Source organism: Candidatus Nitrospira nitrosa (assembly GCF_001458735.1).
Lineage (GTDB): Bacteria > Nitrospirota > Nitrospiria > Nitrospirales > Nitrospiraceae > Nitrospira_D > Nitrospira_D nitrosa.
The window spans coordinates 94,151-120,072 of record NZ_CZQA01000001.1; the positions used below are offsets into that span (position 1 = coordinate 94,151).

Genomic DNA, 25,922 nt, shown 5'->3' on the forward strand with positions numbered 1-25,922 from the left:
CCATGGTTGCCTTCAAAGAGTAAATACACTATCTTTTGTAACCAAGCCATCAAGGCACCTACGTATGGATGGTAGCACCCATATGCCTCTCTCGCCCCAAGATCAAGATCGACTTACTCAGATATTTTTCCCGCGCAGCGAGATCAAAAAGGAAGAGGTGATGTCTGCTGGTTGTCGTTTTGTTTACTACACTACCGCTGATACTGCGACTAAGATCCTTAGGAGCAGACAAATCTGGCTACGAAACACAGCCGTCATGAATGACTATTCCGAAGTCCAGTATGGATTTCAGTGCTTAAACGATGCGTACAAAGCAGAGCCTGGCGAGAACTTCAATACAGCTCTTAATGCTTGTTTCCAAGGGCTGGCTGACGAAGTTAGGGACCTCTTTAATGGCTGGTTGCCGATTATTTTTGATGATACTTACCTCACATGCGTATCACAGCACCTACCTGAAGAAAATGAACATGGACGGCTCTCTATGTGGAGAGCATATGGGTGCGGTACCGGTATTGCGTTGGTTATCAATGGCGCCGTTATGTTCGGTAACACGCAGGTTCTAGAAGTCTTCTCAAGCCCTGTATTGTATGAACGGCCAGAAACTGTTGCAGAACAACTCAATCAAGTCGCAAAAAACATTACTAATGATCTAGGCTTTTTGAGAGACCTTGGTCGTGAGCATCTGAAGAGCGCGGTATTCAACATGTTCCTGTTTGGAATTTTATGCACAAAGCACCCAGGATTTCACGAAGAGCGAGAGTGGCGAGTAATCGCATCGCCTCAAATATTCCCAACACCGCACTGTACATTTGCCATTGAGGTTATTCAGGGAACTCCTCAACGAGTCTTGAAGTTAGACCTCAAGAATCATACAGAGCAAGGCCTGGTTGGCCTTGCCATCCCAGACCTTATAGATAGAATCATAATCGGACCATGCCAATTCCCTGCAATCATTCGTCAGGCATTTCTTGATCTGCTTCAAGAGACAGGCGTGCCAGATGCTGGCAGGAAAATCGTAGTCTCAGATATCCCTCTAAGACAAGCGTAGAGTTCGGGATCAAAAGGGATCGAGCCCTTCACTTCAGAAGTGGTGTATCAGGCTTTTGCCTTTGGTTCATTCCTTGCTTCCAGTTTCGAGACCCACGAGTCCTCCATGATGAGCCGCACGAACAGATAGCGTGAGTAGCGAGGGTCAAGTCTTGTCTTGTGCACGGCTGTCCTAATGACGACACAACACTACATATTCGCTCCCCCCACATTCCATTATCCATCGTCAGACAAATCGCTCACACTCTGCCGGAGTTGGAACGCGGCAGGTGGCCGATCGTCCCATCCACCGGTACCGACGACGCGCCACGAAGTCATAGACCACATCACGGATTAAGGCAGGCACCAGCACACAGACGTAATACAGGAGCCACCACCTGGAGAGCTGTCGTAGCACCCTGAGAGCCGCGGTGGACTTGGTATAGACACAGCATCCTTCCAGCAAGAGGAAGGTCTGATAGTTCGTGGTGGGCATATGCAGGTCATGGAGGATACGTTGCGCCGGATCGGACTGAAGTGTCCCGAACTTGAACCGCCGATTTGGATCATGGGCGATCGCGAAGTTTACCCAGCCATTGCACCAGTTGCAGACGCCGTCGAAGAGAATCAGCCGTTCGTACTTGGTCCATTCATGTACGGAAGGATCAAGCTGGTCGTTCATTGGACTGTTTGGCCATCCGTCTGCCTGGGCTTGCCAAAAACCCTGAGCCAAAGAAACCCAGTGGTTCCTGCGATCAACGAGGCAAGAAGAATGGCCAGTTTAGAGGCGTTGGTCGTATCCGGATTACCGGGAAACGCCAGATTGGCAATGAAGATCGACATCGTAAAACCAATGCCGCCAAGAATTCCCGCTCCGGCGATCTCGTGCCACGTCAGATCCTCTGGCAATCGGCAGAGACCACTAGCCACGGCCACAGCACACAGCATGATCACACCCACCGGCTTTCCAAGCGTCAACCCGGCGATGATGCCGACGCTGTTCGGGCTGGTCAGATTTTCCAGCCAGTCAGCGCCTACCGCGATGCCCGTATTGGCCAACGCGAAGATCGGCAGGACAATGAAGGCTACCGGTTTGTGTAGGAACCGTTCGAGTCGATGCGACGGGGACGCCTCATCCTCCTCCCTGGCAGTGAAGGGAATGGCAAAGGCCAGTGCGACTCCGGCAATGGTCGCATGTACGCCCGACTGAAGTATGAGCCACCAGAGCAACAGGCCACCGAACAGGTACGGTACGAGGGACATCACGCGAAACGCATGATTCAACATTGCCAAGAGCATCCACACTCCGGCGGCACAGGCCAAATGCCATATGGACAGGTGTGTCGTATAGAATGCCGCGATCACGACGACGGCACCCAAATCATCCATAATGGCGAAGGCCACGACAAACACCTTCAGTGAGGCTGGAACGCGGTCGCCGAGGATGGCCAACACCCCAAGCGCAAAGGCGATGTCCGTGGCCATCGGAATCCCCACCCCGGGCTGAGTGGGGGTTCCCCCATTGATCCCCAGGTGAATCAACGCCGGTGTGATCATTCCACCGATAGCTGCACAAATGGGAAGCAGAGCGTTCTTGAGCTGAGCCAGTTCACCGTTGTACAGCTCTCGTTCCAGCTCTAATCCGATAAGCAGAAAGAAGATCGTCATCAGCCCGTCGTTGATCCAATGTTCCAGACTCGCACCACCGATCGAGCTCTGCCACAGCGCCGAATAGCTTGTGCCGATGGACGAATTGGCAAGTCCAAGCGAGAGCACTGTGCAACCCATGAGCACGACCCCACTCGCCTTCTCAGAATCAACAAATGCGGTAAACGTGTTGGATAGGCGTTGCTGGATAAGGCTCATGATCGCCTCGTCGTCCGCCACGCAATCACAGCGGCACTGAGAAGCATGAGCGAGGCGAGGATGAACGGGGCGCCTGGAAGATCTAAGGACGTGGTGAAGGTTGAGTGCTGAGGACCCAGACCGGAATCAGATCGGATAAAGAAGGCAAAGGTCTGGGTAAAGAGAGTTGGTCCAATCATGCCAGTCATGCCGTTGATGCTGGCGATAGCGCCTTGGAGCTGGCCCTGTTCTGAACTGCTGATATGGCGTGTCATGAGTGATTGATTTGAGGGACCGGCCAGTCCCCAGAAGGCCATCACAGGAATCCCGAGACAAAAGATCCAACCTTCCGGGGCAAGGCCATAGACGGAGAAGCCGATCGCTCCGCAACTCAACCCGAGCATGAGCGTCTTCCGTTCGCCGACTCTCGCCGTGATCGGACGAATCAGTCCGCCCTGCACGATCATGGCCGCCACGCCAACTCCAGCCATCATCAGCCCAACCGATGCCGGTCCCCATCCGTAGCGATAGCCCATGTATAGCACGGACACGCTCGGCAGTATGGCATGGGCGAGATAACTAAAGAACGCCACGGTCGCGAGGCCGAACAGTTCATGGTGCGATCGCAACAGTACGAGCGAGCCGACCGGATTGGCCCGCGCCCAGCTGAACGACATCCGTTTGTGAGGCGCCAGTGACTCAGGAAGCACAAGGTATCCGTATCCAGCGTTCATGAGGCTGAGGGCTGCCGCACCCCAGAACGGCAGCCGAGGATCAAGCGCGCCGAGCCAGCCACCCAAGGCAGGGCCGATGATGAAGCCGAGACCGAAGACCATGCCGATCTTGCCGAATGCTGCTGCGCGTTGCTCCGGCGGGGTCACGTCGGCAATGTAGGCGCCGGCCGTACTGAAACTGGAGGAGGCCATGCCTGAAATGACCCGGCCTACGACAAGCCAGCCCACGTTCGGTGCCAGCGCCATCACAATGTAATCGAGGCCCAGGCCCAGATTGGACAGCAACACGACCGGTCGCCGGCCAAATCGATCTGACAGCGCGCCCTGGATCGGCGAGCAGAAGAACTGCATAAATGCCCAAGCCGTCCCCATCAGGCCGTAAAGGACTGCTGCCTGGGCCGTATCACCGAAGAAAAATTCCTCGACGAGTTTCGGCAACACCGGGATGATGATGCCGAACGACAACATGTCGAGCAGGACTGTGATGAGAATAAAGAGAACGGCGGCTTGCCGCGGTGCGGAGGTCGCCGACGAATGGCTCATTCCTGCATCCTAGCAGACTGACGATACCCAACGCTGTTTGCCTGTCCATCCACCAAGCGATGAAGGACGTTCACCCCGGATCAGCTAGTCTTTCGATGCCCGCGAGGATTCCATGATGAGCCTCACCAGCAGATAGAGGCGCGGTTCAATCGAATCTAGGTCCACATACTCTTCATCGAATGAATGAAAGCCAAAGCCGATCAAACCGAAACTCTCCACGACGGCCGGCCTGCCGGACACACCGGCGAAGGCCGCGTCGGTTCCCCCACCTGCGCCGCTTTCATCGACTTTCAATGCACGGCCAATCTCCGAGTAAATCGCCTGAGCCTTACGACCAAGCACACGCGAGGCATCCGTGACTTCTAGTGGTGGACGGCGTTGTTCAAAACCCGCTTCGACGGTAGTGTCCGGCACGAGCGATGTCTGCGTCGCAATGCGTTCGCGATAACGCTGCTCGATCAGCTTGAGATCCGCCAGCCGATTGACCCGCACGTCGGCCCAGGCAGTTGCCTTATCAGGGATCATGTTGCGCACCTGACCACCGTTCATGAGTGTCCAATTGAACGTGATGCGCTGTTCAGGATCGGATAGATCGTTCGCCTGAAGTATACGATGGGCGAGTTCGATGATCGCATTCCGACCGAGTTCCGGATTCACACCGGCATGAGCCGCCTTGCCGTTCACCGTCAGCGTCGCCAGGCCGATGCCGCTTGTGGCCAGTGTAATTTCATCCTGCTTACTCAAAGGCGGCTCACAAGACAGCACCACGTCCTGCTCAGCGGCCAACCGCTGAATGAGAGCACGTGAGGCCGGCGAACTGATTTCCTCATCACCATTGATCACCACCGTGAGTGTTCCAAATTCACGGAAGTCCATCGCTTGTAGGATTGAAACGGCATGGAGGATCGCCGCGATACCGCCCTTGTCGTCCGCGATTCCCGGACCGTACGCGCGGCTTCTTTCGATCCGAAACGGCCGCGTCGCGAGCGTGCCATGTGGATAAACCGTATCCATGTGGGCCATGAGCATGACGCTGCGGGAGCCTTTTCCCTGGAAGCGCCCGATGACGATCTTGCCCAAGACACCAGGCGTATCGTAGAGACGGAAAATCTCGGCCGATGACGGTTCGTGATATTCCACCCGCGCCCCGAGCGTCGCCAAACGTTGACCGATGAGCGCTGAGAGACGGTCGAGCCCTTCCTTGTCTCGGCTACCCGATTCAACATTCACCAGCTGCTGTAACGTCTGCACAAGGGCTGGTTTTTCCTGCTGCACGAGAGACCAAACCGGTTCAACCGGTGCCGCAGTCGTCGTGGTGGGAAGTCCCATCACGAGGGCGAAAACAGCAATGCTCAGTAGCGCGATCCTGAGAATGGAGTAGCCCTGTATCATGGAGACTCTTTCACCGAGGTACCTTCCACGATTCCCGAATAGGAGTGACGTTGGACGGCCCTATCAGCACAAGTTCAGCGCCCCAAGTTGCTGCAGCCTATGGACACAATTCCTGTCGTGCAGCACGCGTCCATCGTCAAAAAAGCTTGGTGGAGACGCCGGCGAACGGTAGCAAATAGTTGAGCCCGCTGTTCGGGGTATCGAGGCCACTGTTGGAGATATGGCTGAAGCGGACGCCGGCATTGATGGCCCAATGCGAGGTCAAATCGTAGCTCACACCTGCCCCACCCCAGACCAGAAAGTTGAAGTCTGATCCCTGCTCACGAATCCGGCCATCGAAATTGGTCCACAGTGGTCCACCACCGCCTTCGATATAGGGCTTCAGTCGACCGAATGACGAAAAGGTGTAGAGCAGCTTCGGCGTGAATCCGATCCCGTAGGCGCCGGTCGGTTCTGTCACTCCTAAGAATGCGGCTTCCACCCCCAGTGCAATCGTGCCGCTCCACCAGCTTTCCCCGATCGGATCAGTCAGTGTGATCTGCCACGAAGGATGGACCGCAACTCCATTCAGCTTTGATGACTGCGACTCCAACAAGCGAACCGGCAACATTCCGCCCGCTACGAATCCGACCGTCTGGCTCCCTACCCAGGACTCTTCCGCTGCCGCCGGACCCATCCATACCACGCTTGCACAGAAGAACAGGACAACACTGAAGACTCGCCAGACGTGCAACAGGAGGTACAACCCGATAGTGGTTGGCGGCATGGGTCGAAGGCTACAGGGCTTCAGGCCAGTTGTGATGTCGACACAGGATGGACGTCGATAGCTGAGAAGGCACAATCCGTATGGTGATGATCAGCCTGCTTCGCGGTAACCGCATTCCTCATTACGGCATTGGACGCTCCGGCCATCTTGCTTGCTGACTTTCTCGACCAGGAACGGAGCCTGACAGGTGGGGCAGGCCTTGGGGATCGGACGATCCCACAAAGCATATTCGCACTTCGGATAGTTACTGCACGCAAAAAATGACCGTCCTTTTTTCGTCCGCTTCTGCACCAGATCACCGCCGCAATCGGGCTGCGGACACTTGACCCCCAACGCCAACGGTTTGGTGGTCTTACACTGCGGATAGGCTGAGCAGGCAATGAACTTCCCGAATCGTCCGGTCTTCACCACCATGGGACTATTGCATTTATCGCACTTCTGATCCGTGGTAATTTCTTCCTTCGGCACGATTTTGATGGTCCCGTCCGGCAGCTTCTCGAAGTTTTGGGTGTTCTTGCACGGTGGATCGTCTTTATAAGCCGGGCACGCGAGAAACTTGCCGTTACGCCCCCACTTAATTTCCAGCATGCGACCGCACTTCTCGCAGGGGATGTTGGTCGGTGGCTCGACGATATCTTTAGGACCGGGAATCGTTTTGGCACGTTCCATTTCCATGGTGAACGGGGCATAAAAATCTCGCACCGCCGCCACCCACTGTTTATTCCCCTCTTCCACAGCATCCAGCTGTTCTTCAAGCTGTGAGGTAAAATCGACGTTGATGAGCTGAGGGAAACCCTTCAGCAGAAAATCATTGACCGTTTTCCCTGTCTCTGTTGGAACCAACCGTCCTTCGGTTTTCTCCACGTATTTGCGGTCCTGGATGGTCGAGATAATCGCCGCATAGGTCGACGGACGCCCAATCCCTTTTTCTTCCAGCTCCTTGATCAGCAGCGCTTCGTTGTATCGGGGTGGCGGCTGCGTAAAATGTTGCTTCGACAGTAAGCCCGGCACTGTTTGCGCCTCTTGTTCCACAAGCCGCAACCGTTCGCCTTCGGACAGCGCCGGTAGTTGCCGTTCATCGTCGTCTGCCTCCTGGTCAGCCTTGGGCTTTTGTGACGGAGCTTCCTTATCGACTCCCTCCATATAGACAATGGTATGGCCAGGAAACTTCACAACGGTTCCGGTGGAACGAAAAATGTACCGAGCCGTCGTCCCCGTCGGGGATGAATCGATGCGGGTCACATCTAAAATCGCCGGCACCATCTGAGATGCAATGAAGCGATTCCAGATCAGCTTGTACAGATTATACTGATCATGTTCCAAATACTGGCGGATGGACTCAGGATCGCGGGCTGCTGATGTCGGTCTGATCGCCTCGTGCGCTTCCTGCGCCGCTTTCGACGTCTTGTACACATTCGGCGTAGCCGGAAGGTACTCCGCGCCAAATCGAGACTGGATCACCTCTCGCGCATCGGCCATTGCCTCATTGGAAATACGCGGCGAGTCGGTTCGCATATAGGTGATCAACCCCGTCGCCCCTTCGGCGCCGATTTCGATCCCTTCGTACAACTGCTGCGCCAACGTCATGGTCTTCTTCGGCGAGAAATGCAACTTGCGCGACGCCTCCTGCTGCAGTCGGCTGGTGATAAACGGAGCCACGGGGTTGCGCTTCTTTTCGCGTCGTTCAATCGACTGCACGACGAATGTCTTGCCTTGCACCTCGCCGACGATGCGCCCGGCCTGGTCGGCATTTTCAATCGAGGCCTCTCCGCCATCGATGCTATGGAGCTTGGCTTCGAACGACGGCGGATTGGCACCCGCCAGCAGCGCGGTAATCGACCAGTACTCTTCTGCCCGGAAGGCCTCCCGCTCCGCCTCGCGTTCGCAAATCAGCCGCATCGCGACCGACTGCACCCGCCCCATGCTGAGACCGCGGCGTACTTTGTTCCACAGCAACTGACTGCCTTGATAGCCGACGATACGGTCCAACACACGGCGAGCTTGCTGCGCATTCACAAGATTCATGTCGATCTCGCCCGGTGATTGCAGCGCGCGTTTGATCGCCGATTGCGTGATCTCATTGAATAAGACTCGGAAGATCTTTCCATCCTGCTTTTTCTTCTTTGATTTTCCCAGCAGCTCTTGCTCAAGATGCCAGGCGATAGCTTCTCCTTCACGATCCGGGTCCGGCGCCAAGAAAATCTTGTCCGCCTCTTCCGCCTTCTTCTTAATTTCTGACAATACCTTCGACTTGCCTTTGATGGTGACGTACTGCGGCTCAAAATCGTTCTCAAGGTCCACGCCCAGCTTACTGGTCGGCAGATCTTTGACATGTCCGACCGATGCCATCACCGTATAGCCGCGGCCAAGATATTTCGTAATCGTTCTCGCCTTCGTCGGCGACTCAACGATGATCAGATTTTTTGCCATAGCAGCTCCGTCAATTCCCCACAAACTGTATCATCCGTACCAAATATCGAAGATTCATGCAACTAGATTGGGAGACGGTACCATTTTATCGAGGGTAGACCATGGAATAGCCCTATGGCGAGACAGCAAGACGGCTGGTGTCGTTACGCTCCGTACCGCAGATCAATTCATTCACCGGACGAGATACTTCTCCCCCATCGCGTCACCACTGTTTTCATTCACGTGACGGTTGTCGACTGACGTTAATGTGACGTCTTGCCGAGACTAGGTGCGGATGTATTGTTGACCGGGCAACTGACGAATGCGTCCTCCTAACTCCAAGGACAGTAATGTTGCAACGACTTGTGCTGCCCGCAATCCGGTGCTTTCAATCACGGCATCGACCGACCGTGCCTCATACGATAACGCTTCATAGACGGCCGCCTCTTCGTGACGCAACGGCGCCACGGCATCGACCGCAGCACGCTCCAACCGCAACATCGCCCGTTGTCGCGCATCGAGTTGAGGCACAATCTCATCCAGAATGTCACGCGCGCTTTCGATGAGTTTTGCCCCCTCTTTGATCAAGCGATTTGATCCCCGACAGGCTTCCTCTTTAATGGAACCAGGCACCGCAAACACGTCTCGTCCCTGTTCTAATGCCAGTCTCGCCGTGATCAATGACCCACTATCAGTCGCTGCCTCACTGACCAATACGCCGAGTGACAACCCGCTAATGATCCGATTTCTTCGTGGGAAGTGGTGACTTTGAGGAGCCGCACCTATCGGAAGCTCTGAGAGAACGGCCCCGTGCGATTCAATGGTCCGCCGGAGAGTCTGGTGTTCAGACGGATAGGTTCGATCGATGCCACAACCCAGGACCGCAATCGTTCGTCCCTTGCCTGCGAGTGCGCCACGATGAGCCGCTGCGTCGATCCCACGCGCCAGACCGCTCACGATGGTCACGCCGGATTCAGAGAGGTCCTTGGCAATCTCCTCCGTAATCATTCTCCCGACAGGTGTTGCTCGTCGTCCCCCTACAATGGCCACCGCCACTGCATCTTGCGGCACCAGTACTCCACTCGCGTACAACAGCGGTGGCGGGTCTGGGATCATTTTCAATCGTCCGGGATACTCGTCATCAAAAAACGTGAGAGTCCGCACCTTGAGGCGCACAACAGCAGCGACTTGCCGATCGATCTGCCGACGACTCTCCGCTGACGGCCCCCGGCGAATAGCATCTGCCAAATCGGAGCTGCAACCTGCCGCGACTAAATCACCACTGGTCGCGTGCAGCACGGCATCGGATGATCCAAAGGCCTGAATGAGCTTCAGCACCGTTCGATCCCCGACACCGTCTATGGCTTGAAGCGAGAGCCACTGGGTCAAGAAGGCTTCGTCCATGCTCGGCCTCGATCACACAATGGGAGGTGTATGGAACGGCAGGGAGGATGCGTGCGACCTCATACGCGATACCGGTTGACACGGCACCGCACTACAACACGACGAGATCGTATTGCTCCAGGTGCAACTGACTATCCGGCGTCACGATGATTTTTGCAGCGCAGTCGCGTTCCAACGTTTCCACACCATACCGCTCTTCGTCTTGAAGCAACTCAGCGACCGTCGGATGGGCCCCCACGATGATCCGTTGCTGATCGGCCGATGGTTCAATTTTTCTGATCTCGCGAAAGATTTCATAGGCCACGGTCGTGGGAGACTTCGTATACCCTCGGCCTTCACAATATCGACAGGGCTCCGACAACGAGCGCAAGAGATCCTCGCGCACACGCTCACGGGAAATCTCGATCAAGCCGAGATCCGAGATCCGAGAAATCCTGGTTCGCGCCTTGTCCGATCCCATGGCGTCCACCAGCGCATGGTAGACCTTATCCCGATTCTTTTCACGCTCCATATCGATAAAGTCGACGATGATGATCCCACCGATTCCACGAAGTTTCAGCTGATAGGCAACCTCTTTGGCCGCCTCCAGATTGTTCCGCAAGATCGTCTCTTCCTGATCTCGCTTCCCGACAAATCGCCCCGTATTGACGTCGATCACCGTCATCGCTTCGGTATGATCGATTACCAGATACCCGCCCGACTTCAACCAGACCTTCCGGCTTAAGGCACGGACAATCTCCTGCTCCACACCAAGATGATCGAACAACGGCTCGTCTTTGTCATACAAGTGAATCCGCGCCGTTTGCTCCGGTGAAAACCGCTGGACAAAACCCCGGAGGGCGTCGTATTCCTCTCGCGAATCGATCCAGAGCCGATCCACCTTCTTGCTGAACAAGTCTCGGACGACACGAAAGCTGAGGCTCAAGTCCGAGTGAAGCAAGGCAGGAGCAGGCAACCGTTCACGATTCGTTAAAATGTCCTGCCACAATACATGCAGAAAATCGACGTCGGATTTGAGCTCGTCTTCTTTGACCCCTTCGCTGACCGTCCGCACGATATACCCGTAACCCTGCCGTCGAACCCGTCGCATGATTTCTTTCAGTCTGGCCCGTTCCTCATCCCGTGGAATCCGCCTGGAAACACCGATATGATCGACGTTCGGCATAAATACGAGATATCGCCCGGGCAGCGACACATAGGCCGTGACTCGAGACCCCTTGGTGCCGATCGGCCCCTTTGAAATCTGCACCATCAGTTCCTGCCCCTCGCTCAAGAGCTGTTCGATCGGCTTTGCACTTTGCCGTTTCGGCCTGAGCATGTCGGAATCCTTTTCGTCTTCTTCCGCTTCCACCAGCATGTCACCGGGCTCCGCCTCCACCAATAGATCCGAGACATGCATGAAGGCTGCCTTCTCCAGCCCGATGTCGACGAAGGCAGCTTGCATACCCGGCAAAACCTTCGCGACCCGTCCCTTGTAAATATTTCCCACAAAATCCTTGTGCTTCGCGCGGTCCCCGAATAAATCCGTGACGACCCCGCCATCAAGCACGGCGACACGAGTTTCTTCTCGCGCGACCGTTATCGCAATTTCATTTCCCATACATACTCCTTTGTTTCACAGCCGCCGAGGCCGAAGGGGAAGCGAGTGATGCGGGTAAGAATCCGGATCTGCGCCTCATCCATATAATCAGCTTCATTGGCTGTCCAACCGGTATTATCTCACGGACAGCTGAACCGCTGTGGTTCAACTGTCCGACATGACTCAATAAAATAAACTTAACCGCTTACGTTTGACATTCAACAGCAAGCCCAAGGCTGCCATGGTCATAATCGTGGCACTCCCTCCATAGCTCACAAGCGGCAAAGGAATACCGACGATCGGGAACATGCCTGCCGTCATCCCGATATTCACCACCACGCAAAAACAGAGCATGGCCACAATCCCTGCAGCGAGCAACGTTCCCAACTGGTCCTTGGCTTTGGACGCAATTTCCAACGAGAGCCAGATCAACCCAACAAACAACGCCAACAACACCAGCACACCCATGAATCCCCATTCTTCAGCGAATACGGCAAACACGAAGTCAGTATGCCCTTCCGGCAAAAACTTCAGCTGGCTTTGGGTCCCGCCGTAGAGCCCCTTACCCAATAGTTCTCCTGATCCAATGGCGATTCTCGATTGCAGCGCATGGTAGCCCTTGCCACCTGGATCATAGTCTTGGTCAACGAACGCCATAATGCGCTGTCGTTGGTAATCATGCAAGGACCCCCAGACCCCTTCCCAGGCAAAAGGGAACAACATGATCGAAAACAATAGAATTACCCCTAAAGCTTGTGACCGAACTCCGACCATGAGTAACATCGCTGCATAGACCGCGACAAAGCTCAGCCCGCTGCCCAAATCCGGCTGTTTCAAGATAAGGAGCAGACCAGGCAGCACCAAAAGCCCGGGGACGATCACTCGCTGTAACCACCCGACCCTCGGTGCCTTCGAATAGTAGTGGGCCAGTACCAATACGAGGATGAGCTTGGCGAACTCCGACGGTTGGAAACTCAACGGACCCAAGGCGATCCAGCGTTGAGCCCCCTTGCTCGTTCGCCCCTCGAACAAGACGACGACCAGCATCACCAAGATCGCGGCATAGGCTGGATAGGCGAACCGCGCAAGGTGGTGATAATCCGACGCCCACATGATGAGGAACGCTGCCGCGCCGACCCCGATCCAGATGAGTTGCTTGAGATAGTACGGCGTCCCGACGCCACGCTGCCCATAGGTCACACTGTAAATCGAGAGGACGCCGATCCCGAGAATGGCGAGAATCAACCCAACGTAGCGGATGTCGAAACTATCGAGTTCACGATGTTCGGTCAATCGATTGATCATGAGTCGCTTGAGAAACGCCCTGGTCCTTCCATGCTGGGACGATCCGAGGTGACCGTTGGTACCTGGGGCGTGAGCTTCATATAGGTTTCGATGACTTCCTTTGCCAGCGGAGCTGCCGCTGCCCCCCCGTGCCCCATGTGCTCGCCGATCACCGCCACCGCGATCTTGGGTGACTCGACCGGTGCAAAAGCCACAAACCACGCATGGTCTCTGAATTTTTTCGGAATACTTTCCTCAGGCCCAGTGCGAAGGGCCGCCACCTGCGCTGTACCGGTTTTTCCACCAATTGTCACCAGTGACGACTTCGCTCGCGTCGCCGTCCCCTTCGTCACAACATCGGCAAGCGCATCTTTGACGAGCCGGAAGGTTTCCGGCTTCACGGAAAGTTTCCCACGAGGAACCGCCGGCATCTCCATCAGATTCCCGGTCGCTCGGTCCATCACTGCCTGGACCAGTCGAGGGCGGTAACTGACACCGTTATTGGCAACCGTAGCGACTAAACTCGCCATCTGCAACGGCGTCACCGTGACATAGCCTTGCCCAATCGCGGCTGAAATGGTTTCGCCCGGTAACCACTGCTCATTCTTGGCCTTTTGCTTCCATGCCGTCGACGGCATGATGCCTGATCGCTCCGATGGCAACTCCACCCCGGTCGCTTTCCCAAGGCCGAAATCCTTACCGAACTCCGCCATCAGATCGATCCCCATTCGTTGCCCGACCGTATAAAAGTACACATCACAGGAATGGACCAACGCGTTGTGGAGATCAACGGCCCCATGTCCACCAGCCTTCCAGTCATGGTAGAGCCGTTTCCCGAACTGATAGCCCCCATTGCAAAAGACGGTGCTGGATGGTGACATGGTCTTCGTTTCCAAGGCGGCAATGGCCATCGGAATCTTGAAGGTCGAGCCAGGCGGATACTGCCCCTGTGAGGCACGATTGTTCAGCGGACGCCCCTCATCTTGAACGATTTCTACCCACTGTTTCGCGGTGAGTTCTCGTGAGAGGACATTGGGATCAAAGCCGGGACGACTGGCCATGGCCAGAATATCCCCGCTGTTCGGATCGAGCGCGACAATGGCCCCATGCTCTTCGCCGAGCAGATCTTCGGCCACCTTCTGAAGTCTCGCATCAATGGTCAAATACAGATCATTGCCGGCCTGGGGCCTGTCGACCACGGTCGCCCTCTTCTCATGACCGAGCGCGTCGACCTCCACATTCTTCTGGCCGGCGACGCCCCGCATGTGGCGATCGTAGGACTTTTCCACCCCATACTGCCCCACCACACTACCTTGATGGAGATCAAGAAATTCCGGCTTTTCCAGTTGCTCTCCGGAAATTTCTCCCACATAGCCCAGGATGTGAGCGGCCGTCATACCGCCCGGATAATTACGCTGCGATTCCACCTGAATCATGACACCGGGCAGATCAAGTCGATGCGACTCCACCAATGTGGCATCACGTAGGGTCATGCGGTCCTTGATCTTTCGTGGAAGGAGCTTACTCCCCCTGGCAGCCAATTTTTTCCGAACAAGAGCGGCGTCAAGACCGAGCAGGTCAGTCAGCTGCTTGACCAAAAGCTCCCGATCCTTCACGTCTTCCAATGTGACATAGAGACTGAAGCTCGGCACGTTATTGGCCAGGAGCACCCCATGCCGGTCATAGATCAACCCGCGAGCCGGCTCCAGCAGTACTTGCCTGGTCCGGTTATTTTCAGACAGATCACGATAATAGGGGCCTTCACGAATCTGCAGGTGCCAGAGCCGAAGCCCAAGCAGCGCCACAACCAACAGAAGCCCCACACGGAGAATGACTAGCCGCCGATGAAGATCCCCAAACTCTGTTTCTGAATAATGGGCTGTCGCCACGTCACTGCCTACATTCGGGATTCAGACATCAACTGTTCGATATTGAACTGACTCCACAGCAGCCAGTAGATCGCTCCACCGATGACCGCATCAAGACAGGCTTGCGGCAACACCACATTCCAGACCGCCCACCACAAATCCTGTTGGGCATTCAGCCTGAGCACAAACGGAGTCACCAGTCCGATCAGACAAGAAACCGCCAGTAACCCCAACACAAGTACGAGAGGGCTCAGATACACCATCTGTCGTCCCGCTAGACCGGCGGCCAGCCCAAGGCCCCCCTTTAGAATGGCTCCGGTGAGCACGTCCTGTGCAGAAAACAGGCTCAACGCCCATCCGATTGCCATGCCAACTAACAAGCCATCAAGCTCCCCGTTGATCAGACCAATCAAGCATACCGCCACAACTCCAAGATCCGGCTTCACGCCCCAGAGGGTAAGATGCGGCAACAGCACGGATTGAATGGGGACGATCCCCACAATGATGACGCTGTAAAGCAACGCTTTCATGGCTTCGGCCTTGGCATACTCAATCGTTCTTTTTCTGTCGGCACCACAGAAGACTGGATGACGAGGACCTCTTCAATCCGGCTGGGATCAACCTCAGGCGTCAGCTCCGCAGACTGGAACAGGGCTTCCTCTTCTTTATCAATTCTTGTGATCGTCCCGATCGCGAGCCCTCGTGGAAACCCTTCAACCAATCCTGAGGTGACCACTCGATCACCGGGCCGTGCACCCGATAGGAGCGGGATATACTTCAGGCGTGCCTGCCCTTGGGTCGTCCCTTCGACAATTCCCTCGTCCCTGGTGCGCTGGATCAATCCCGCAATCGCATTGTTCGGGTCCGTTACCAATAACACCACAGCAGTGGACGCCGTCGTTTTGACAATCCGCCCAACAACTCCTGCGGGAGTAATTACGCCCTGATCAGGCTGAATCCCGTCGGACGCTCCCTTATCCACGATGATCGTCTTGTACCAATTGCCGGTATCACGACCGATCACTTGGGCCGCGATGAGTGTGGGAAGAGCTTGTTTTTTGAACTCCAGCAGGGTCGCCAGTCGCTCGGTGGCTGCGGCAGACTCTCGCAGTTGGACATTCTGCTCTTTCAGCAGTTCCATCTCTCGTTTCAATTGTCGATTCTCTTCTTCCATCCCCTGGAGCGCGACATAGCTACCCCACACTCCAGCAATCCGATCATGAACCCCGGCAACGACACTCAACGGCCAACTGATGATCCATCCGAGCGGACCACCCACACCTTGAAACACACTTTGGAGTTGGCCTGGCAGAAGCAAAAAGCTGAGGATCAGAACGACGGCAAGAACGAGGGCCACACGTCTGGCATTGGACGTCACGCGTAAATTAACCATCCACATGAGGGGATGGGACCTTACCGGAGGTTGTTGGCTTGAGACATGACCGATACTTTTCGGAGCAGATCCAATTCATCCAGAATCTTCCCGACCCCCAAGACCACGGACGTCAATGGGTCATCGACCGTAATGATCGGCAAGTTTGTTTCTTCACGGAATCGCGTATCCATTCCCTTCAACAGGGAGCCACCACCGGTCAGCACGATCCCACGATCGATGATATCTCCCGCCAGTTCTGGTGGAGTGTTTTCCAAGGCAATCTTGATGGCATTGACAATTGTTCCTATCGGCTCGTGCAACGCCTCACGAATCTCGGCGTCATCAATGACCAATGTGCGCGGAATCCCCGTAATCAAATCTCGTCCTTTGATCATCATGGTTTTCCGCTCTTCGAACGGATAGGCGGACCCGATTTCAAACTTGATCCGCTCGGCCATGTGTTCACCGATCAACAAATTGTACTTCTTCTTGATGTAATTCATGATCGCTTCGTCCATCCGATCGCCGGCGACCTTGACGGACTCACTATAGACGATCCCGCCCAGCGAGATGACCGCAATGTCGGTCGTACCGCCACCCACATCAACGACCATGTTGCCGGATGGCTCCGTGATCGGCAGCCCTGAACCGATTGCCGCGGCAACCGGTTCCTCGATGAGGTAGACTTCCCGAGCACCGGCCAATTCCGCTGAATCACGAACCGCCCGCTGTTCGACTTGCGTAATCCGAGAGGGGACACCAATGATGATCCGTGGCCGAACAAACGCACTGCGGTTGTGGGCCTTCCGAATAAAGTGCTTCAGCATTTGTTCAGCCATCTCGAAATCGGCGATCACGCCTTCCTTCATGGGCCGAACCGCGACGATGTTCCCTGGAGTGCGACCGAGCATTTTTTTTGCTTCGGCGCCGACGGCGAGTACTTTTTCGCTCTTCTTTTCAACTGCGACTACGGAGGGTTCATTGAGGACAATCCCCTTCCCACGAACATACACAAGGGTCGTCGCCGTCCCTAAGTCGATCGCCAGGTCATCGGAAAACCAGCCGAACACATCTCCCGGGAACCCCACGGCATCTCTCCCTTCATCTGAGCTGGCCCATTCAGAGTCCAGCTTGCATACGTGATCGTTATGGCGCTTAATCCGGAACTGCCAGTTGACCAGCGTCTAACACGTGTGTCCGGGCCACTTCATCACCGAGGCGACGCCCCTGTTCATTCCCGATAATCAAAAAGCTTTCAAATGCGAGAATCGCCAGAGAGGCCAGCCATCCAATGTACGGAATCGCATAGGCGACCTGCGCACCACCCAATGGAAGATTCCGAATGATCGACTCTCGAAACCCTACGGTCCCTCGGCCATCCACGCGCACGGTTTGTAAACCAACCAGCCGTTTGCCGATGCTCTTTCCCCCCGCAAATCCATCGGCGATCAGGATGTACGTCAAACCGGAAAGAAAACCGACCGGAGGAGCAATTTCGCCTGCAGCGACGACGATGAATAGATCAATCAATTTCGCGATGAAGCGATTCAGCACATGGGCCTTCGGGTACACCCTGGAATCGAACGGCGTCGAGCCTGGCCCCTCCCCTCTCAAGGGATCTCCTTCTAATTAGTGGCAAAGTATAACAAAATTCGCCAACTTGCACAAACAAAGAGCCATCTTTTTCTGAATATTTTTTCGTACCGGTCCGGAATAACTCATGAACGCCTCAAGCGAAGGGTCTTCGCATGACTCATCACTCCGTGCTGACACGCTGCGCCTCAGGAGCCGGCCCTTGCCTTCCGCCCAGCCCATAAGTACACTGTTACCCTCACAAAAGCAAAGAGGGGTTTGATGATTAAGACAATGCGAGATGCATCACACAACTATCCTTGGCTGTTGAAGTCCATCATGGGGATCCTAGCCATTGCGTTCGTCATTACGATGGGCTGGTGGGGATTCGGTGAACAGACTGGTGGACCGGTGGCGAAAGTCGGCGAACAATCGGTTTCACTGGATGAGTTTAAGCGCACCTACGAGAATATGCACCGTATCTACAAAGACAATGTCAAGACCGAGTTCAAAGATGAGGAGTTCAAGGACTTCGTCATGGGTCAACTCGTCGACAGCCGCGTATGGATCATCGCCGCCCAAGAGATGGGTGTGCGGGTGTCCGACGCCGACTTGCGTGAGTTGATCATGCAAACACCGGTCTTTCAAAAAAACGGTGCCTTCGACCCAGAGCTCTACAAGCGTATCCTCGCCGCCAATCACCTCACCCCAGCGGCCTTCGAGTCGATCCAACACCAGGAAGTCTTAGCCAACAAGGCGCGCATGATCGTCCGAGATTCAGTCGCACTGACGCCTGAGGAAATCGCCGAAGGGCAGTCGCTCATGACCCGCCCCGCGGATGGTAACGACCCTGCAAAGATGGCGGAGGCCAAACAACGAGTGCTGGATGACATGCTGTTGCAGAAACAGCAACGTGCATTGGTCTCATTTCAGCAATCGATGAAAGCGAAGATCCCGATCACGATCCGGAGGGAGATGCTGTAATAAGCAGATTCTCTTCAACACAGGATTGCAGAAGCAGTGCAGTCGAATAGACGAGGTCCCCTCTCGATTTTACCGATCGTGAAGCTCGTCTCGTGGCCACTGGTGATTTCCCCGCCTCGACTTTGCCTCCTGCGACAACCGCAACAAATCCTCAATCGCCTTATCCCTTTTCGCCTTCATTCCAGCATAATCAGTGAGATAGTCCCGTAGGATTGCGTTCACGGATGTCCCCTCCTCCAGGGCTCGCATCCGAGCGCGCTTCAGTGTATCGCCTGCAATCACAACCGTGAATTTGGCCATGCATCACCTCCTTCGTTGAGGTGCTTGTTCAGAGGAACCCTCTCCGGACCAGAATGGGAACACAAGAACCGTGAAGATGCAAAGGGTAAAAGTACAAAGAACAAAGGGTTAGGGCTCTAAGTCCTGGACGAGACGAAAACCAATGTAGCTGTACCGGATGTCGGCAAAGAACCTGGACCGGGACGAGGCACGCAGGAGCACCGGGTCGTCGCCCCAAGAACCGCCACGGATCACGCGCCGGGCGCCTTGCATATTAATACGCCCTGCCTTCGGTTGTTCAGGGGTCTCGTACTCATTGAGGCACCATTCCCAAAGATTCCCGGCCAGATCCAGTACACCTTGCTCCGTCGTGCCCTCTGGATACATTCCCACCGCGGTCGTGCGTCTCAGTCGGCTCTTATCGCTATTACAGCGAGTTGCGTCCCACGAACCTCCCCATGGATACTCGCACTTCGGATCACCACCTGTTGCTGCCTGCTGCCATTCCCATTCGGTGGGAAGGCGAATACTGACACTGGTCCCCCCTTGTCCACTGACTTTGATACTCAGCCACCGGCAAAAGGCGACGGCCTCATACCAGGACACCGTCTCTCGAGGAGAGTTGGCCTCCGACCATGCAGGCTGCGCCACCTCCTGATGTTGAATGCCCTCCCACCATTCATCGTTCTGATACCCCTCCGCTGCCTCCAGAAACGCTTGGAATTGGGCGTTGGACACTTGGTACTTCGCAATCTTGAAGGGTTTCACCTGGAATACATGATCAACCTTTTCCAGTTCGATCTTGCCTCCAGGGATCTCGATCCACTCGATGTCGGGCACGCCGTCGGGACGGAGACCGACACCCTGACGTGGATCCCCAAGCGCCGCCAGATACTGACCGATTTTCAGACGCTCAGTGTGGGAACACGAAGCGTCCTGAAGGCGATCGATGAGCTTGTCTTGTGGTGCGGCATAGAGGCGCACGGCTTGATGGACACGTTGTGCATGGTGAGGATCGTGGAGAACCCCTTGTAGCGTCTTGAGACGCTCCGGAGACCACAGATAGTTGAGATCATACCCGTGCCGTTCCCACTCACCGGCCTCGGTCTCCGCCTGCCGAAGAATGAACAACTGCTCCCGATTCCCCTCAATCCACAGCGCCAATCTCGGCCAACCCTCAAAGAGCTTTTCATGCGCAACCGCGACCAGACTGTACTGGTCCGTGCCTTCGGTAACGAGGAACCGTTCCTGGGTTAAGATATCGATCACGGATTGGGTCGTGCGATCAAAACTCTCCTTCGCCGCCCACCTCCTGGTCGGTGTCCGATCCATGGTCACGACTACGAGGGGCGCGAAGAGCTTCGCGAATACCTGTCCGTCATCAGTGCCTATCACCTCGCCGATCCTTTTCTCGACGGCAGAGACATGCGTCCGTATCGCCCCGATCAGTCCACCCATGTGATCATACGCCGCCTCGGTCAATTCATGATCCACTCGCTTCTCGAATAATTGCTGTAAGGCAAAGGCAAGCAGCGGAAAACTCCCCCGCTCCTGTTCAACTTCTCGCACAAGACGCCGCACCAGCCGCTCGGAAATGGTGAGCCCGGCACAGATCGCCGGTTTGGCGATCATGTCATAGATGCTTCGTTCATCCGGAGCGGCAAAGGCGTAGTATCCACGCCCCTTCAGCACCTTCAGCAAATCCGGATGGTCATGGCAATACGGCAGAAAATCACTCCGAATGGTGGCGACGACGTACAGATCGGCATCCTGGGTGGCCTGATACAACGCGGCCAGAAATACGTGAGCTTGAGGGTGATCCCGCACGGTAAACAGTTCCTCCATCTGGTCGACGAACAGCACCAGCCCATCGGTATCCAAACCCTTCATGATAATGTCGTTGAGATATCGGGAGAGATCGGCTGGGTGTTGGTTCAGGTGCTCTGCCGCATGATACGGTTTCATCCCTGCGCGTTCCGTATGGGCGTGCAATGGCCGCAGCAACGCATCAAACGGATGACTCCCCTCGCTCGGCAGCATGCGCACGCAGGTATAGGTTTTCCCTCCGATCCCATACTGTTCAATGCGTGGGAGGACACCCGCATCCACGAGGGACGACTTGCCACTGCCGGAGGCTCCGCTGATCAATACGAAACGGCCTTCGGGCTCTCGGACACGGTCGAGGCTCTCTCCCACCTCTAAGTCACGCCCGAAAAACACCGGCGCATATGTGTGTGTGAAGTGCATGAGGCCAGGATACGGCGAGCCTAGCTTCTCGATATCCCACGTGATGGCTGTTTCGCTTGATTCCTGTTTCTTTGCCGCTTCCGGCTGTTTGTGTTCATCCAGATACTTGGTGACCGCTGCGAGTACGAGCGTGCTAAGTTCGTGTGGCAAGGAGAACTGGCTGGCAAGCTTCTCGGTCAGCAACTGCTGTCGCAGGGCCTTGATGCGCTCGCCCTTGTCCTCCGCGGTATAGGCATCGTCAAACACGCGGGCCCACGCTGTCGTATCGCTGACAGCAAACGTGAGACAGGGCTTCCTCAGAGCTTCGGCGCGACGGTATTCCAATTCTGTGATCGAGAGGCCCTTGGGATTGTCGTGCTGTGCCGGCGGGATATACCCGTAGCGGAAAGCGAACAGTCCGATATAGATATCGGCGGCCTCCACGTCTTTCAGACATTTGTCCACCGGCCGCTGGTCCCCCGCGACATAGTCTTCCATCGCGATGACCTGATGGCCTGCTTTCCGTAGTGCCTCATAGACCACGCGGCGGTGGTCTTTCAGATCTTCATAGGTTGAGGACAGATAGAACGTCGCCATGGCGATCCCAAGCCGAAACGTGGTCTCTACGTAGGGCCGCATTCTACCCATTTACCCTAAGGAAGGGAAACCGCTGAATCGTATGGCGACTTCAACAAGCCTGGCCTGAGCTGAATGACGAATGGAGAGCGAAGGACCCTGGGGACAATGGCAGGCTGTGGGAAAATTCAATTGATGTGCTTCGACATGCTCAGCACGAACGGATAACAGGAGAATACTAAATGTCCCCTCCGTTCGTCCTTCGAGAGCCTCAGGACGAACGGAGGGGGAGCCGCATTCTGCTACAGGATCAGCATGACGTCGCCATAGCTGTAGAACCGGTAGCGCTCGTTGACCGCTTCTTCATAGGCGTTGCGAACCGGTTCGATTCCAGCAAATGCTGAGACCAACATCAGGAGCGTTGTTTTTGGCAGGTGAAAGTTCGTCATCAGCGCGTCGACAATCTTGAACTCAAATCCCGGTGTAATGAAGAGGCGGCTTTCGCCTGACAGCAGCATCATCTTGCCATTTTCTTTCATGACGGTTTCAAGTGTACGGGCAACCGTCGTCCCTATGGCGACCACCCGTCCGCCAGTACGTTTAGTCTCAGTAATGGCCTGAGCGGTCTCTTCGCCGACGTGAAAGATCTCTGCACCCATCTGGTGGTCTTCTATCTTCTCGGTCGTCACCGGCTTAAACGTGCCGGGACCAACATGCAGAGTCACCGTGGCCATGTTGATCCCAGCTTCTCGTAGTCGTCTAAATAATTCTTCAGTAAAGTGCAGACCCGCCGTCGGGGCAGCAATCGCACCCCCATGCTTGGCAAAGAGGGTCTGATACCAGTTCCCGTCCTCCTGAGTGGGTGCACGTTTGATATAGGGGGGAAGCGGCATCATCCCCCGCTCCTCAAGCAGCCTCGTGACGGGCATTAGACTCTCTACCAGCACCTCGGTCCCCGTGGCGTCCCGTTTCACGATGGTCGCACGGGACTGTTGATCAAACTCGATGACCTGGCCGACGCGGAACGAGCCCTTGACCATGATGTCCCACCGGTTTCCGCCCAGGTCCCTGACAAACAACACCTCAACCGGCGTTCCAGTCGGTCTCTTGATTCCAGGCACTCGTGCGGCTAGAACCTTCGTATCATTCACAACCAGAAGGTCGCCCGGATTCAGCAATGTCGGGAGATCAGCGACATGGTGGTGCCGACGCTGTTGCGTGGTTCTATCGAGGAACAGCAGTCGTGCCTGGTCACGAGGGATTACCGGCTGCGACGCCACCAGAGACGGGTCAAAGGGAAAATCGAACTCGGAGAGTTGCATCAGGATGGTGGAGAGGAAGCCAGAGGAGCAGGCGGTGCTTGTGTCGACGCCGCATCGCGCAGTTCCGTCCCAGGATAGTAATAACTCAAGATGCTCGAAAATGAATAGCCCAACTCTGCCAACTCTTTTGCGCCCCACTGACAGAGACCGACCGCATGACCGGCTCCATAGCCGGACAGGACAAGATCCTGCCCGATCGACAGAACCATAAATTGAGTGCTGGGGACAATCGTATACCCCACCGCTTTGCGGAGATCCTCGCCCCGTATCACCAACTCCCCGTTTGAATGCATAACTCGTAGCGTTGCGACTCGTCCAGCACGGCTGTACGACTGCGGGCCGATAGCTGAAATCTTTCCAACGGAAAATCCTTGTTGCCGCAGATTTTTCTCCAGCGTCTCGATCTTCACAGAGGCGCTCCACTGATAATAGGGAGACTCGATGTCGAACGGACATTCCACTCCCTTTAAATACGGCAGATCTTTTGACCACACAGTCATCGCATCTTCCGTCTGACCCGCTGCGGTGGAGGAAAATGCCGCATAGATCGGAGCGCCTTGGTACGTCACCACCATCCCCCTTGTGGATTCGACCGCCGCGATTACGCGGGCATCGATGCCTTGGCGACCACGATACACCTGATCCTGAATTCCAGCTGCCACATCATAGGCTCGGGTGGAATTCAGCATGCGCTGATACAGGGCATACGTTCTAGTCGCAACGGCCTGCACCTTCAGCATCTCCGGATGCCAGGTTGAATTCACTTCGGCCGGCACGACACCTTTGACATATTCCTCTAAATCCACACGGTTGATGAGAAGGCGGCGTTTCCCTCGCCGAACGAGCTGAACGACCCCGCTGACACGGAGGGCGCCATGTTCATCACTGGGCTGTACCGCAGATCGTGTTCCACCCCCATTCAGCCACATAGTGAGATCGTGATTGCCTGCCCGTAGCGTTAAGCGATCCGTCACCACCGGCTTGCCGTTGAGGATCAAGGCATGGCCGCGCACTTTGATGTGCAGACCAGACTGATAAGACCAGGCTTGATTCTGATCATCGGTCACCCACAGCGTTTGCTCACTCGCGATCTCGAGCTGTTCAACATCGGAGGCCAACAGCACACGAATCGACTGCCCCGCCTGAGCCTCGGGCATCATGCTCGATCCCAGACAGATTCCCAGTCCCGCTGCACCGGCCCAGAGCCGTGCCGTTATCATCTGCGAAAGAGCCATCCTATGAAATAGAATAGCAGACTCAGAACAATACTGAAGAGAATACTGGTAGCGATGGGGAAATAGAAGCTGACGTTCTCTCGTTTGATGGAAATATCACCGGGAAGCTTACCGAACCAACTGAAGCTATTTCCAAAACCGGGAATCCGGTCGAGAGCAATGAGCAACACCCCCAGTACAACAATCCCAAACCCTATTCCAATGAGAAGTTTCCCGAGGGTGGTCCATTCCGGCATCAACGTTCACCCCAACCTGAGCGTACTCACACAGGCTTGTGTCTCACTCACCCACCCCACCCCTGCGCGTCAAGCCGCACGTGCCCGACGGTAAGGCCGCAGCCTGCGAGGAGACGAGTCGCATCGCATTTTTTCACCCGCCCACCTATCGCCTGTATGAGCAGGCGTTTGCCCAGACTGTACGTCAAGCCTCCGAGCGATGCGAGAACATAGCTGTAGGCCTGCTTCAGTGCCCGATCAGCCGTTCACCAGACACTCTGCGATCTGAATCGCATTGAGTGCCGCCCCCTTGCGAAGATTATCGGATACCACCCAGAGATTGAGGCCATTGGTGATTGATTCGTCTTCCCGCACACGTCCGATGTAGACCTCGTCCTTTCCCGTCGCATCGAGCGGCATGGGATAGAGTTTCTTTGCCGGATCGTCATAGATCACCACACCGGGCATGGCTGCGAGCGCCGCGCGCGCCTCATTCACCGGTAATGGACGCTCCAACTCGATATTGATCGCTTCGGAATGGCAGCGCAGCACCGGCACACGCACGGTCGTGGCAGTCACTCTGAGCTGTGGTGCACCAAGAATCTTTCGAGTCTCCTTCGCGATCTTGACCTCCTCCGAACAGTCGCCCCCCTCGTTGAATGAGCCGATGTGTGGTAGAAGGTTGAAGGCGATTTGGTAGGGATAGACCTTCGTCGTGATGTCACGAAACGCCAATAAATCTTTTGTCTGGTCCATCAGCTCATCCATGGCCGCCGATCCGGTTCCCGATACGGATTGGAATGTCGTCACCACCACGCGCTTCACCCCGACCGCGTCGTGAAGCGGCTTCAGCGCCATGACCAGCGGTGTGGTCGTGCAGTTTGGAATAGCCACGATGCCTCGTGGCATGTCTCGTAATGCCGCGGCATTGACCTCCGGAACCACCAGCGGAACCTGGTCATCCATACGAAATACGGCACTATCATCGATCACTGCAATACCGGCGGCGCCCAATCGCTGCCCATAGTCCTTGCTGATCGCATCCGTTGCCGAGATAAAGGCCAGATCAACGCCGTCGAACGACGAGCTTTCAGTTAGTTCTTCCACCGTCCACTCTCTGCCCTGGCACGCCATAATCTCGCCCGCGGATCGTTTGGAGGCAAACAACCTCAGACTGGTCAGCGGAAACTTCCGCTCCTCCAATATTTCTAGCGTTTCCTGGCCGACTGCGCCGGTTGCGCCAAGGATGGCCACTGTATAACCTGGTTTCCTCTTCAGCATGCCGTTT

At 55.6% G+C, this 25,922-nt stretch carries 22 protein-coding genes; 2 read left to right on the top strand and 20 right to left on the bottom strand.

Features of this window, described 5'->3' with window-relative positions; all coding sequences use genetic code 11:
* Positions 1-64: 64 nt before the first annotated feature.
* Positions 65-1,048: a DUF2971 domain-containing protein gene (locus COMA1_RS00480; RefSeq protein WP_176697750.1), complete on the top strand. Its 984-nt coding sequence runs from the start codon at positions 65-67 to the stop codon at positions 1,046-1,048.
* A 225-nt stretch (positions 1,049-1,273) separates the two neighbouring features.
* Here COMA1_RS00480 and COMA1_RS00485 read toward each other — a convergent pair whose 3' ends face one another.
* The 14 genes from COMA1_RS00485 to COMA1_RS00550 all read right to left on the bottom strand — a co-directional run bounded on the left by COMA1_RS00485 (position 1,274) and on the right by COMA1_RS00550 (position 17,839).
* Positions 1,274-1,708 (bottom strand): thiol-disulfide oxidoreductase DCC family protein, encoded by a 435-nt coding sequence (locus COMA1_RS00485; protein WP_090742225.1) that lies wholly within the window; start codon positions 1,706-1,708, stop codon positions 1,274-1,276.
* A complete protein-coding gene (gene nhaA / locus COMA1_RS00490) occupies positions 1,705-2,892 on the bottom strand; it encodes a Na+/H+ antiporter NhaA (protein ID WP_090742228.1) in 1,188 nt (395 codons plus the stop codon). The genes COMA1_RS00485 and nhaA overlap by 4 nt, the downstream gene beginning before the upstream one ends.
* A complete protein-coding gene (locus COMA1_RS00495; RefSeq protein ID WP_090742231.1) occupies positions 2,889-4,148 on the bottom strand; it encodes a TCR/Tet family MFS transporter in 1,260 nt (419 codons plus the stop codon). Before COMA1_RS00495 ends, nhaA begins: the two co-directional genes overlap by 4 nt.
* An 84-nt stretch (positions 4,149-4,232) precedes the next feature.
* On the bottom strand, positions 4,233-5,540 hold the full coding sequence (locus tag COMA1_RS00500; RefSeq protein WP_090742234.1) for a glutamate carboxypeptidase: 1,308 nt from the start codon (positions 5,538-5,540) through the stop codon (positions 4,233-4,235).
* A gap of 136 nt (positions 5,541-5,676) precedes the next feature.
* Positions 5,677-6,306 (bottom strand): acyloxyacyl hydrolase, encoded by a 630-nt coding sequence (locus COMA1_RS00505; RefSeq protein WP_090742238.1) that lies wholly within the window; start codon positions 6,304-6,306, stop codon positions 5,677-5,679.
* A gap of 90 nt (positions 6,307-6,396) precedes the next feature.
* On the bottom strand, positions 6,397-8,736 hold the full coding sequence (gene topA, locus COMA1_RS00510) for a type I DNA topoisomerase (RefSeq protein WP_090742241.1): 2,340 nt from the start codon (positions 8,734-8,736) through the stop codon (positions 6,397-6,399).
* A gap of 264 nt (positions 8,737-9,000) precedes the next feature.
* Positions 9,001-10,119, bottom strand: a complete 1,119-nt coding sequence (dprA, locus tag COMA1_RS00515; protein WP_090742244.1) for a DNA-processing protein DprA — start codon at positions 10,117-10,119, stop codon at positions 9,001-9,003.
* A 91-nt stretch (positions 10,120-10,210) separates the two neighbouring features.
* On the bottom strand, positions 10,211-11,719 hold the full coding sequence (locus COMA1_RS00520) for an Rne/Rng family ribonuclease (RefSeq protein ID WP_090742247.1): 1,509 nt from the start codon (positions 11,717-11,719) through the stop codon (positions 10,211-10,213).
* A gap of 162 nt (positions 11,720-11,881) precedes the next feature.
* Entirely contained in the window at positions 11,882-13,003 is a 1,122-nt protein-coding gene (gene rodA, locus COMA1_RS00525) for a rod shape-determining protein RodA (RefSeq protein WP_090742250.1), read from the bottom strand.
* Entirely contained in the window at positions 13,000-14,871 is a 1,872-nt protein-coding gene (mrdA, locus tag COMA1_RS00530) for a penicillin-binding protein 2 (RefSeq protein WP_176697751.1), read from the bottom strand. The genes rodA and mrdA overlap by 4 nt, the downstream gene beginning before the upstream one ends.
* A gap of 8 nt (positions 14,872-14,879) precedes the next feature.
* A complete protein-coding gene (locus COMA1_RS00535) occupies positions 14,880-15,380 on the bottom strand; it encodes a hypothetical protein (protein ID WP_090742256.1) in 501 nt (166 codons plus the stop codon).
* A complete protein-coding gene (mreC, locus tag COMA1_RS00540; RefSeq protein WP_245630779.1) occupies positions 15,377-16,249 on the bottom strand; it encodes a rod shape-determining protein MreC in 873 nt (290 codons plus the stop codon). The genes COMA1_RS00535 and mreC overlap by 4 nt, the downstream gene beginning before the upstream one ends.
* A gap of 14 nt (positions 16,250-16,263) precedes the next feature.
* A complete protein-coding gene (locus COMA1_RS00545; RefSeq protein ID WP_090742259.1) occupies positions 16,264-17,313 on the bottom strand; it encodes a rod shape-determining protein in 1,050 nt (349 codons plus the stop codon).
* A gap of 67 nt (positions 17,314-17,380) precedes the next feature.
* Positions 17,381-17,839, bottom strand: coding sequence for an RDD family protein (locus COMA1_RS00550; protein WP_090742262.1), 459 nt, complete (start codon positions 17,837-17,839; stop codon positions 17,381-17,383).
* 240 nt (positions 17,840-18,079) lie between these two features.
* On the opposite strand from COMA1_RS00550, the gene COMA1_RS00555 reads away from it, so the two are divergent.
* Positions 18,080-18,781 carry a SurA N-terminal domain-containing protein gene (locus COMA1_RS00555; protein ID WP_090742265.1) on the top strand — a complete coding sequence of 234 codons (702 nt, stop codon included), beginning with the start codon at positions 18,080-18,082 and terminating at the stop codon, positions 18,779-18,781.
* Positions 18,782-18,850: 69 nt separating this feature from the next.
* Here the strand turns inward: COMA1_RS00555 and COMA1_RS00560 are convergent, their stop codons facing one another.
* From COMA1_RS00560 to COMA1_RS00585, 6 genes are all read right to left on the bottom strand, one after another.
* Complete coding sequence (locus COMA1_RS00560) at positions 18,851-19,081, bottom strand: hypothetical protein (RefSeq protein ID WP_090742269.1); 231 nt, start codon at positions 19,079-19,081, stop codon at positions 18,851-18,853.
* Between the two features lie 108 nt (positions 19,082-19,189).
* Positions 19,190-21,925 carry an nSTAND1 domain-containing NTPase gene (locus COMA1_RS00565; RefSeq protein WP_176697752.1) on the bottom strand — a complete coding sequence of 912 codons (2,736 nt, stop codon included), beginning with the start codon at positions 21,923-21,925 and terminating at the stop codon, positions 19,190-19,192.
* A 239-nt stretch (positions 21,926-22,164) separates the two neighbouring features.
* Complete coding sequence (gene queA, locus COMA1_RS00570; RefSeq protein WP_090742275.1) at positions 22,165-23,184, bottom strand: tRNA preQ1(34) S-adenosylmethionine ribosyltransferase-isomerase QueA; 1,020 nt, start codon at positions 23,182-23,184, stop codon at positions 22,165-22,167.
* Positions 23,184-24,404, bottom strand: a complete 1,221-nt coding sequence (locus tag COMA1_RS00575; RefSeq protein ID WP_176697753.1) for a SpoIID/LytB domain-containing protein — start codon at positions 24,402-24,404, stop codon at positions 23,184-23,186. Before COMA1_RS00575 ends, queA begins: the two co-directional genes overlap by 1 nt.
* Complete coding sequence (locus COMA1_RS00580) at positions 24,401-24,655, bottom strand: DUF2905 domain-containing protein (protein WP_090742281.1); 255 nt, start codon at positions 24,653-24,655, stop codon at positions 24,401-24,403. Before COMA1_RS00580 ends, COMA1_RS00575 begins: the two co-directional genes overlap by 4 nt.
* A 237-nt stretch (positions 24,656-24,892) precedes the next feature.
* A complete protein-coding gene (locus tag COMA1_RS00585) occupies positions 24,893-25,915 on the bottom strand; it encodes an aspartate-semialdehyde dehydrogenase (RefSeq protein ID WP_090742284.1) in 1,023 nt (340 codons plus the stop codon).
* Positions 25,916-25,922: the final 7 nt, after the last annotated feature.

What these genes read in the sequence shown, in the direction of transcription:
- mreC (WP_245630779.1), bottom strand. Translation starts at nt 16,249, where the DNA reads ATGTGGATGGTTAATTTACGCGTGACGTCCAATGCCAGACGTGTGGCC.
- COMA1_RS00495 (WP_090742231.1), bottom strand. Translation starts at nt 4,148, where the DNA reads ATGAGCCATTCGTCGGCGACCTCCGCACCGCGGCAAGCCGCCGTTCTC.
- COMA1_RS00500 (WP_090742234.1), bottom strand. Translation starts at nt 5,540, where the DNA reads ATGATACAGGGCTACTCCATTCTCAGGATCGCGCTACTGAGCATTGCT.
- COMA1_RS00480 (WP_176697750.1), top strand. Translation starts at nt 65, where the DNA reads ATGGATGGTAGCACCCATATGCCTCTCTCGCCCCAAGATCAAGATCGA.
- COMA1_RS00565 (WP_176697752.1), bottom strand. Translation starts at nt 21,925, where the DNA reads ATGCGGCCCTACGTAGAGACCACGTTTCGGCTTGGGATCGCCATGGCG.
- COMA1_RS00555 (WP_090742265.1), top strand. Translation starts at nt 18,080, where the DNA reads ATGATTAAGACAATGCGAGATGCATCACACAACTATCCTTGGCTGTTG.
- COMA1_RS00560 (WP_090742269.1), bottom strand. Translation starts at nt 19,081, where the DNA reads ATGGCCAAATTCACGGTTGTGATTGCAGGCGATACACTGAAGCGCGCT.
- rodA (WP_090742250.1), bottom strand. Translation starts at nt 13,003, where the DNA reads ATGATCAATCGATTGACCGAACATCGTGAACTCGATAGTTTCGACATC.
- nhaA (WP_090742228.1), bottom strand. Translation starts at nt 2,892, where the DNA reads ATGAGCCTTATCCAGCAACGCCTATCCAACACGTTTACCGCATTTGTT.
- COMA1_RS00520 (WP_090742247.1), bottom strand. Translation starts at nt 11,719, where the DNA reads ATGGGAAATGAAATTGCGATAACGGTCGCGCGAGAAGAAACTCGTGTC.
- COMA1_RS00580 (WP_090742281.1), bottom strand. Translation starts at nt 24,655, where the DNA reads ATGCCGGAATGGACCACCCTCGGGAAACTTCTCATTGGAATAGGGTTT.
- COMA1_RS00485 (WP_090742225.1), bottom strand. Translation starts at nt 1,708, where the DNA reads ATGAACGACCAGCTTGATCCTTCCGTACATGAATGGACCAAGTACGAA.
- COMA1_RS00505 (WP_090742238.1), bottom strand. Translation starts at nt 6,306, where the DNA reads ATGCCGCCAACCACTATCGGGTTGTACCTCCTGTTGCACGTCTGGCGA.
- COMA1_RS00535 (WP_090742256.1), bottom strand. Translation starts at nt 15,380, where the DNA reads ATGAAAGCGTTGCTTTACAGCGTCATCATTGTGGGGATCGTCCCCATT.
- queA (WP_090742275.1), bottom strand. Translation starts at nt 23,184, where the DNA reads ATGCAACTCTCCGAGTTCGATTTTCCCTTTGACCCGTCTCTGGTGGCG.
- COMA1_RS00575 (WP_176697753.1), bottom strand. Translation starts at nt 24,404, where the DNA reads ATGATAACGGCACGGCTCTGGGCCGGTGCAGCGGGACTGGGAATCTGT.
- COMA1_RS00585 (WP_090742284.1), bottom strand. Translation starts at nt 25,915, where the DNA reads ATGCTGAAGAGGAAACCAGGTTATACAGTGGCCATCCTTGGCGCAACC.
- topA (WP_090742241.1), bottom strand. Translation starts at nt 8,736, where the DNA reads ATGGCAAAAAATCTGATCATCGTTGAGTCGCCGACGAAGGCGAGAACG.
- dprA (WP_090742244.1), bottom strand. Translation starts at nt 10,119, where the DNA reads ATGGACGAAGCCTTCTTGACCCAGTGGCTCTCGCTTCAAGCCATAGAC.